Source organism: Micromonospora sp. AMSO1212t, from assembly GCF_008868145.1.
GTDB lineage: Bacteria > Actinomycetota > Actinomycetes > Mycobacteriales > Micromonosporaceae > Micromonospora > Micromonospora tulbaghiae.
On sequence record NZ_WBKS01000208.1, the window covers coordinates 1 to 6,156 of the forward strand.

Annotated in this window: 3 protein-coding genes; all 3 read right to left on the bottom strand. The window is 71.6% G+C overall.

Going from position 1 to position 6,156, the window contains the following annotated elements; all coding sequences use genetic code 11:
- Positions 1 to 995 (bottom strand): sugar phosphate isomerase/epimerase (locus F8279_RS28830; RefSeq protein WP_151501623.1); only part of this gene is annotated, 995 nt, incomplete at its 3' end.
- A gap of 173 nt (positions 996 to 1,168) precedes the next feature.
- The gene (locus F8279_RS28835) at positions 1,169 to 3,277 is read right to left on the bottom strand and encodes a ThuA domain-containing protein (RefSeq protein WP_091422067.1); all 2,109 of its coding nucleotides are present in this window, start codon (positions 3,275 to 3,277) and stop codon (positions 1,169 to 1,171) included.
- A gap of 17 nt (positions 3,278 to 3,294) precedes the next feature.
- Positions 3,295 to 6,132: an RICIN domain-containing protein gene (locus F8279_RS28840; protein WP_091421563.1), complete on the bottom strand. Its 2,838-nt coding sequence runs from the start codon at positions 6,130 to 6,132 to the stop codon at positions 3,295 to 3,297.
- Positions 6,133 to 6,156: the final 24 nt, after the last annotated feature.

Below are 6,156 nucleotides of genomic sequence, written 5' to 3' on the forward strand. Positions count from 1 at the left end.
CTGAAGGCGGCGTCGAAGGCGGCGCTCGGGGCGTCGAAGGCCAGGCGGCGGACGAACTGGAGCGCCTCCGGCGCGCCGACCAGGCGGTCCATGCCGGCGTCCTCCCACTCGACCGAGATCGGGCCGTCGTAGCCGATCGCGTTCAGCGCCCGGAAGCAGTCCTCCCACGGCACGTCGCCGTGGCCGGTGGAGACGAAGTCCCAGCCGCGCCGCATGTCGGCCCAGGGCAGGTGGGAGGAGAGCCGGCCGCGCCGCCCGTCCCCGGTACGGACCTTCGCGTCCTTGCAGTCCACGTGGTAGATCCGGTCGGCGAAGTCGAAGATGAAGTTCACCGGGTCCAGCTCCTGCCAGACGAAGTGCGACGGATCCCAGTTGAGCCCGAACGCCTCCCGGTGCCCGATCGCCTCCAGCGTGCGCTTCGTGGTCCAGTAGTCGTAGGCGATCTCGCTGGGGTGCACCTCGTGCGCGAACCGCACGCCCACCTCGTCGAACACGTCGAGGATCGGGTTCCACCTGTCGGCGAAGTCCTGGTAGCCGCGCTCGATCATGGCCGGCGGCACCGGCGGGAACATCGCCACCGTGTGCCAGATGGACGAGCCGGTGAAGCCCACGACGGTGCGTACGCCGAGCTTCGCCGCCGCCCGCGCGGTGTCCTTGATCTCCTCGGCGGCCCGCTGCCGCACGCCCTCCGGCTCGCCGTCACCCCAGATCCGGGCCGGCAGGATGTCCTGGTGCCGCTCGTCGATCGGGTGGTCGCAGACGGCCTGCCCGACCAGGTGGTTGGAGACGGCGAACACCTGGAGGTTGTGCTTGGCGAGGGTGGCCCGCTTGCGCTCCACGTACGAGTCGTCGGCGAGCGCCTTGTCCACCTCGAAGTGGTCGCCCCAGCAGGCGATCTCCAGCCCGTCGTAGCCCCACTCGGCGGCGAGCCGGCAGACCTCGTCGAACGGCAGATCGGCCCACTGGCCGGTGAAGAGCGTGATGGGTCGCGCCATTGTCCTTCTCCCCTGTGGTGATGGGGGATTCCGTCGCGGACCGGGGCGAGGACGACCGGAGGCGGCGGCACGTGGGAACCGGTGGACGCCGGAGCGTCTGCTCCCGGGCGGGTTGCGCCTCCCGCCGGGTCACCGGCCACCTCGCGGTCGCCGCCTCCACTCTATGGCCTCCGTCAGGGCAGGGTCCAGCGCTGGTTCGCCGCGCCGGTGCACGTCCACAGGTGCACCGCCGTGCCGTCGGCCGAGTTGTTGCCCGACACGTCCAGGCACTTGCCCGACGACGGGTTACGCACCGTCCCGTCCGCCTGCGCCGACCAGTTCTGCGCACCCGTGCCGTTGCACGAATACAACTGGATCTTCGTGCCGTCCGCGCTGCCGCCACCGGAGACGTCCAGGCACTTGCCGAGCGCCTTCACCGGCCCGTTGGGCGTGACCGTCCACGACTGCGCCGACGAGCCGTTGCAGGTGTAGAGCTGGATCTGCGTGCCGTCGGCCGACGAGCCGCTGCGCACGTCCAGGCACTTGCCGGCCAGGCCCTTCACCGGGCCGGAGCCGCCGGTCCCGGTCGAGCGGACCAGCGTGAAGTCGTCGACGTCGAACAGCCCGGAGCCGCTGCCGGTGAACGTCAGGTGGACGCTCTGCGTACCGGACGGCACACCGGTCAGCGCGGTGGACACGTCGGCGAACGTGGTCCAGCCACCGGTGTTCGGCACCGCCACCTGGCCGAGCAGCGGGCCGGTCGGCGAGCCGGTGCGCACCTGGAGCGTGCCGCCCGGGCCGCCGGAGACCACCCGGGCCCGCAGCGCCGTCACACCGGTCAGGTCCAGCCCCGGGTACGCGGCCCAGTCGCCCGGGTCCACGTACCCCAGGGTCTGGCCGCCGTTGGCACCGGCCTTGGGGTACGCGCTGACGCCGCTCGCCGTGCCGAACGCCTCGGCCTGGACCGTGGTGTTGCCGGTCGGCGGCGGCGTGCCGCCGAGTTCCTTGATCCGGATGTTGCGGAACGACACGTCGTCGCCGGTGCCGTGGTTCTGGATGCCGACGTGCCCGGCGAGCGACCGGACCGGGTCGGTGTTGGTGAAGTCGTTTATCCGTACGCCGTTGAGGAAGACCTGGAGCCGCTCGGACTCGACCAGGATCTCGTAGGTGTTCCACTCCCCCGCCGGGTTGAGCGCCGCGTCCCGGGCCGCCAGATCGGCGGAGGAGAACCCGTAGATCGCGCCGGTGGTGCGGTCGGCCGCGTCGGTGGGGTCGATCTGTACCTCGTATCCGTTGTCCACCGCCGAGTTCGGGTCGCTCGACGGCGGGAAGCCGACGAACACGCCCGAGTTGTCGTCACCGGCCAGCCGCCAGTCCAGCTTCAGCGAGTAGTTGGTGAACTGCTTCGCGCTGTACCAGTAGAGACCCATGCCGCCGACCGAGGTGAGCGTGGCGTCGGCGCTGGTGAAGCTGCCCGGCCCGGCCTGGGACCAGCCGGTGGTGCCGCCGTTGTAGAGCGCGGTGTAGCCGGTCTCCGGCCGGCAGTCGGCCTTCGTGCGCCCGGCGGCGTAGCGGATGCCGCCGAGCAGGTGCGCCCGGAACGCCGCGTCGGCGTAGGACGCCTGGGTGTGGCCGCCGCCGGTGTAGAAGGACCGGCCACCGCTGTACGTCTTGCACCAGGCGTGCGGGTGGTCGCCGCCCATCGAGCCCCCGGAGTACGAGGATTCGTCCAGGCTCGCCAGCACGTGCGCGGTGGAGCGGGCGTTGGAGCGGTAGTCGTACCACTCGTCGGTGCGGTTCCACCGCTGGGGCAGGTGCGCGGTTGCCGCGTGCGCCCGGTCCTCCACCTTCACGACGGCCGGCTGGATGGCCGGGTGGGAGGCGAACCAGGCGCCGACCAGGTTGCCGTAGAACGGCCAGTCGTACTCGGTGTCGGCGGCGGAGTGCACGCCGACGTACCCGCCGCCGGCGCCGATGTACGCCTCGAACGCCGACTGCTGGCTGGCGTTGAGGACGTCCCCCGTGGTGTTGAGGAAGATCACCGCCTCGAAGCGGGCCAGGTTGGCGGTGGTGAACTGGGCGGCGTCCTCGGTGGCGGTGACGGTGAAGTTGTTCGCCGTGCCCAGCTCGCGTACGGCCTGCACGCCGGTGGCGATGGAGTCGTGACGGAAGCCCGCGGTCTTGGAGAAGACGAGCACGTCGTAGGGGGCGTCGGCGGCCGCCGCCGGACCCGCCGGGACCGTGCAGGCGATGGTGGCGAGGACGGCGGTCACCGCCCCCAGTGCGGAACGCAGGAGTTTCATCTGGTTCTCCTTCATCCTCACGGCAGGGTCCAGCGCTGGTTCGCCGCGCCGGTGCACGTCCACAGGTGCACCGCCGTGCCGTCGGCCGAGTTGTTGCCCGACACGTCCAGGCACTTGCCCGACGACGGGTTGCGCAGCGTGCCGTCCGCCTGGGCCGACCAGTTCTGCGCGCCCGTGCCGTTGCACGTGTAGAGCTGGATCTTCGTGCCGTCCGCGCCGGCGCCGCCGGATACGTCCAGGCACTTGCCGAGCGCCTTCACGGTGCCGTTGGGCGTCACGGTCCACGACTGCGCCGTCGTGCCGTTGCAGGTGTAGAGCTGGATCTGGGTGCCGTCGGCGGTGGCGGCGTTGCGGACGTCCAGGCACTTGCCGGCCAGGCCCTTGACCGGGCCGGTGCGGACGGCCGACGTGGTGAGCGTGAACGCGTCCAGGTCGTAGAGCGCCCCGGTGCCACCGGCGAACGTCAGGTAGAGCGTGGTGGTGCCGGCCGGCGGATTGGCGATCGTGCCGGTGACTGTGGCGAACGTGTCCCAGGCGCCGGTGACCGGGACGGTGGCCGAGCCGAGCACGGTGCCGGTGGCCGAGCCGGCCCGCACCTGGAGCGTGCCGCCGGCCCCGGCGGACGAGACCCGGGCGGTGAATCCGGTGGCGTCGGCCAGCAGGTACGGCTGGAACGCGATCCAGTCGCCGTTCTGGATGTCGCCGACGGTCTTGCCGCCCTCGGCGGTGGCCTTGTCGAACGTGTTGATCCCGGACGACGTCCTGAAGTGCTCGGCCTGCCGGTGCCGCGGCTGGAGCGTGTGCTGGGTGTGGGTGGTGAGGCCGCCGGAGTCGGTGTACTCGGCGTCGAAGACGGCGAAGATGTTCGCCGCGTCGTCGTGCTCACCGTCGACGGGTACGGCGATCGAGCCGGTGCAGCCGGTCGCCGAGGTGATCTGGTGGCCGTGCTGGTCGTGCCCGAGCACGTAGGTCATCTTGACCTTCGTGCAGTCGATCGTGGCGTCCTCCGGGTCGGTGACGGTGATCCGGAACGGCACGGTGTCGCCGAAGGAGAACAGCTTGCCGTTGCCGGGCGTCTCGATCACCACCGTCGGCGCGGTGTTGCCCACTGTGACCGTCACGCTCGCGGTGCCGCTGGCGCCCTGCGGGTCGCGGACGGTGAGCGTGGCGGTGTACCTGCCGTTCGCGGTGTAGGTGTGCGAGGGGTTCGCCGCGGTGGAGGTGCCGCCGTCGCCGAACGTCCAGGCGTACGTCAGCGCGCCGCCCTCCGGGTCGGACGAGCCGGCCGAGGAGAACGCCACTGTGAGCGGCGCGGCGCCGGAGGTCCGGTCGGCGGCGGCGCGGGCCACCGGGGCGCGGTTGGCGCCGCCCAGATAGTCGAATCGGTACAGCGCCGAGTTGGCGTCGCCGTTGAAGTAGCCGGTGCCGTAGTCGAGCACGTAGTACGCGCCGTCCGGGCCGAACGCCGAGTCCATCACCTGCTTGCCGGTCCACGGGAAGCTGTCGATGGTGCCGGGTGAGCCGTCCGCGTCGACGTGGATCGGCTTGATCCAGCCCCGGCCGAACTCGGTGGCGAAGAACTGCCCGTCGAACGACTGCGGAAACTTCGTGGTGGAGGGGTTCGCCGCGTCGTACCGGTAGACCGGGCCGCCCATCGGCGACTCGGAGCCCCCGCCGAACTCGGGCGGGCTGCCGGCGTCACCGGCGTAGCGGATCCAGGACGGCTTCGCCGCCGGCAGCGTGGCCAGGCCGGTGTTGCGGAACGAGTTGTTCGTCGGCCCGCCCGTGCAGTTGAACTTCGGGCCGGCGGTCCCGGTGGCGAAGTCCCACTCGGCGTACGTCTCGGCCGCCGTGTTGGTGCCGGTGCAGTACGGCCAGCCGTAGTTGCCGGGCGCGGTGACCCGGTCGAACTCGACCTGCCCGGACGGGCCGCGGGCCGTGGTGGTGCCGGCGTCCGGCCCGTAGTCGCCCACGTAGACGACGCCGGTGGCCTTGTCGACACTGATCCGGAACGGGTTGCGGAAGCCCATCGCGTAGATCTCCGGGCGGGTCCGCGCGGTCCCGGGCGCGAAGAGGTTCCCGGCCGGGATCGAGTACGTGCCGTTGGCGTTCACCTTGATCCGCAGGATCTTGCCCCGCAGGTCGTTGGTGTTGCCGGCGCTGCGCTGCGCGTCGTACCCGGGGTTGCGGTTGGTCCGCTCGTCGATCGGCGCGTAGCCGGCCGAGTCGAACGGGTTGGTGTCGTCGCCGGTGGACAGGTAGAGGTTGCCGGCGGCGTCGAAGTCGATGTCGCCGCCGACGTGGCAGCACAGCCCCCGGTCGGCCGGTACGTCGAGCACGTCGACCTTGCTGGCCTGGTTGAGCGTGAAGTCGGCGTTGAGCGTGAACCGGGAGAGCCGGTTGACGCCCTGCCAGGCGGAGAAGTCGGTGCCGGTGGCGGGCGCGTCCCCGGCCGGGGTGGACAGCGGCGGGGCGTAGTAGAGGTAGATGTGCCGGTTGGAGGCGAAGCCGGGGTCGACGCCGACGCCCTGGAGCCCTTCCTCGTCGTGGGTGTAGACCGGCAGCGTGCCGACGACTGTGGTGGCGCCGGCCGCGTCGGTGCGGCGCAGCGTGCCGTTGCGGGCGGTGTGCAGGACCGACCGGTCGGGCAGCACCGCGAGCGACATCGGTTCGCCGGTCTCGGCGACACCGCGGGCGAGTTCGACCTGCTGGAAGTCGCTCGCCGAGATCGGGTGGGCGGACGCCGGGACGGGCGCCGCGGCCGTGGTGACGATGCCGGCGGTGGCCGCGAGCAGCAGCGCTGCGGCAGCGGCGATCGGTCGCCGGGCACGGGGGTGGTGGGGGTGGCTGGACATGCTGGGCTGTCCTTCCTGACGCGC

Excerpts from the sequence above, each read along its gene's own strand:
- F8279_RS28835 (WP_091422067.1), bottom strand. The coding sequence starts at position 3,277 with ATGAAACTCCTGCGTTCCGCACTGGGGGCGGTGACCGCCGTCCTCGCC.
- F8279_RS28840 (WP_091421563.1), bottom strand. The coding sequence starts at position 6,132 with ATGTCCAGCCACCCCCACCACCCCCGTGCCCGGCGACCGATCGCCGCT.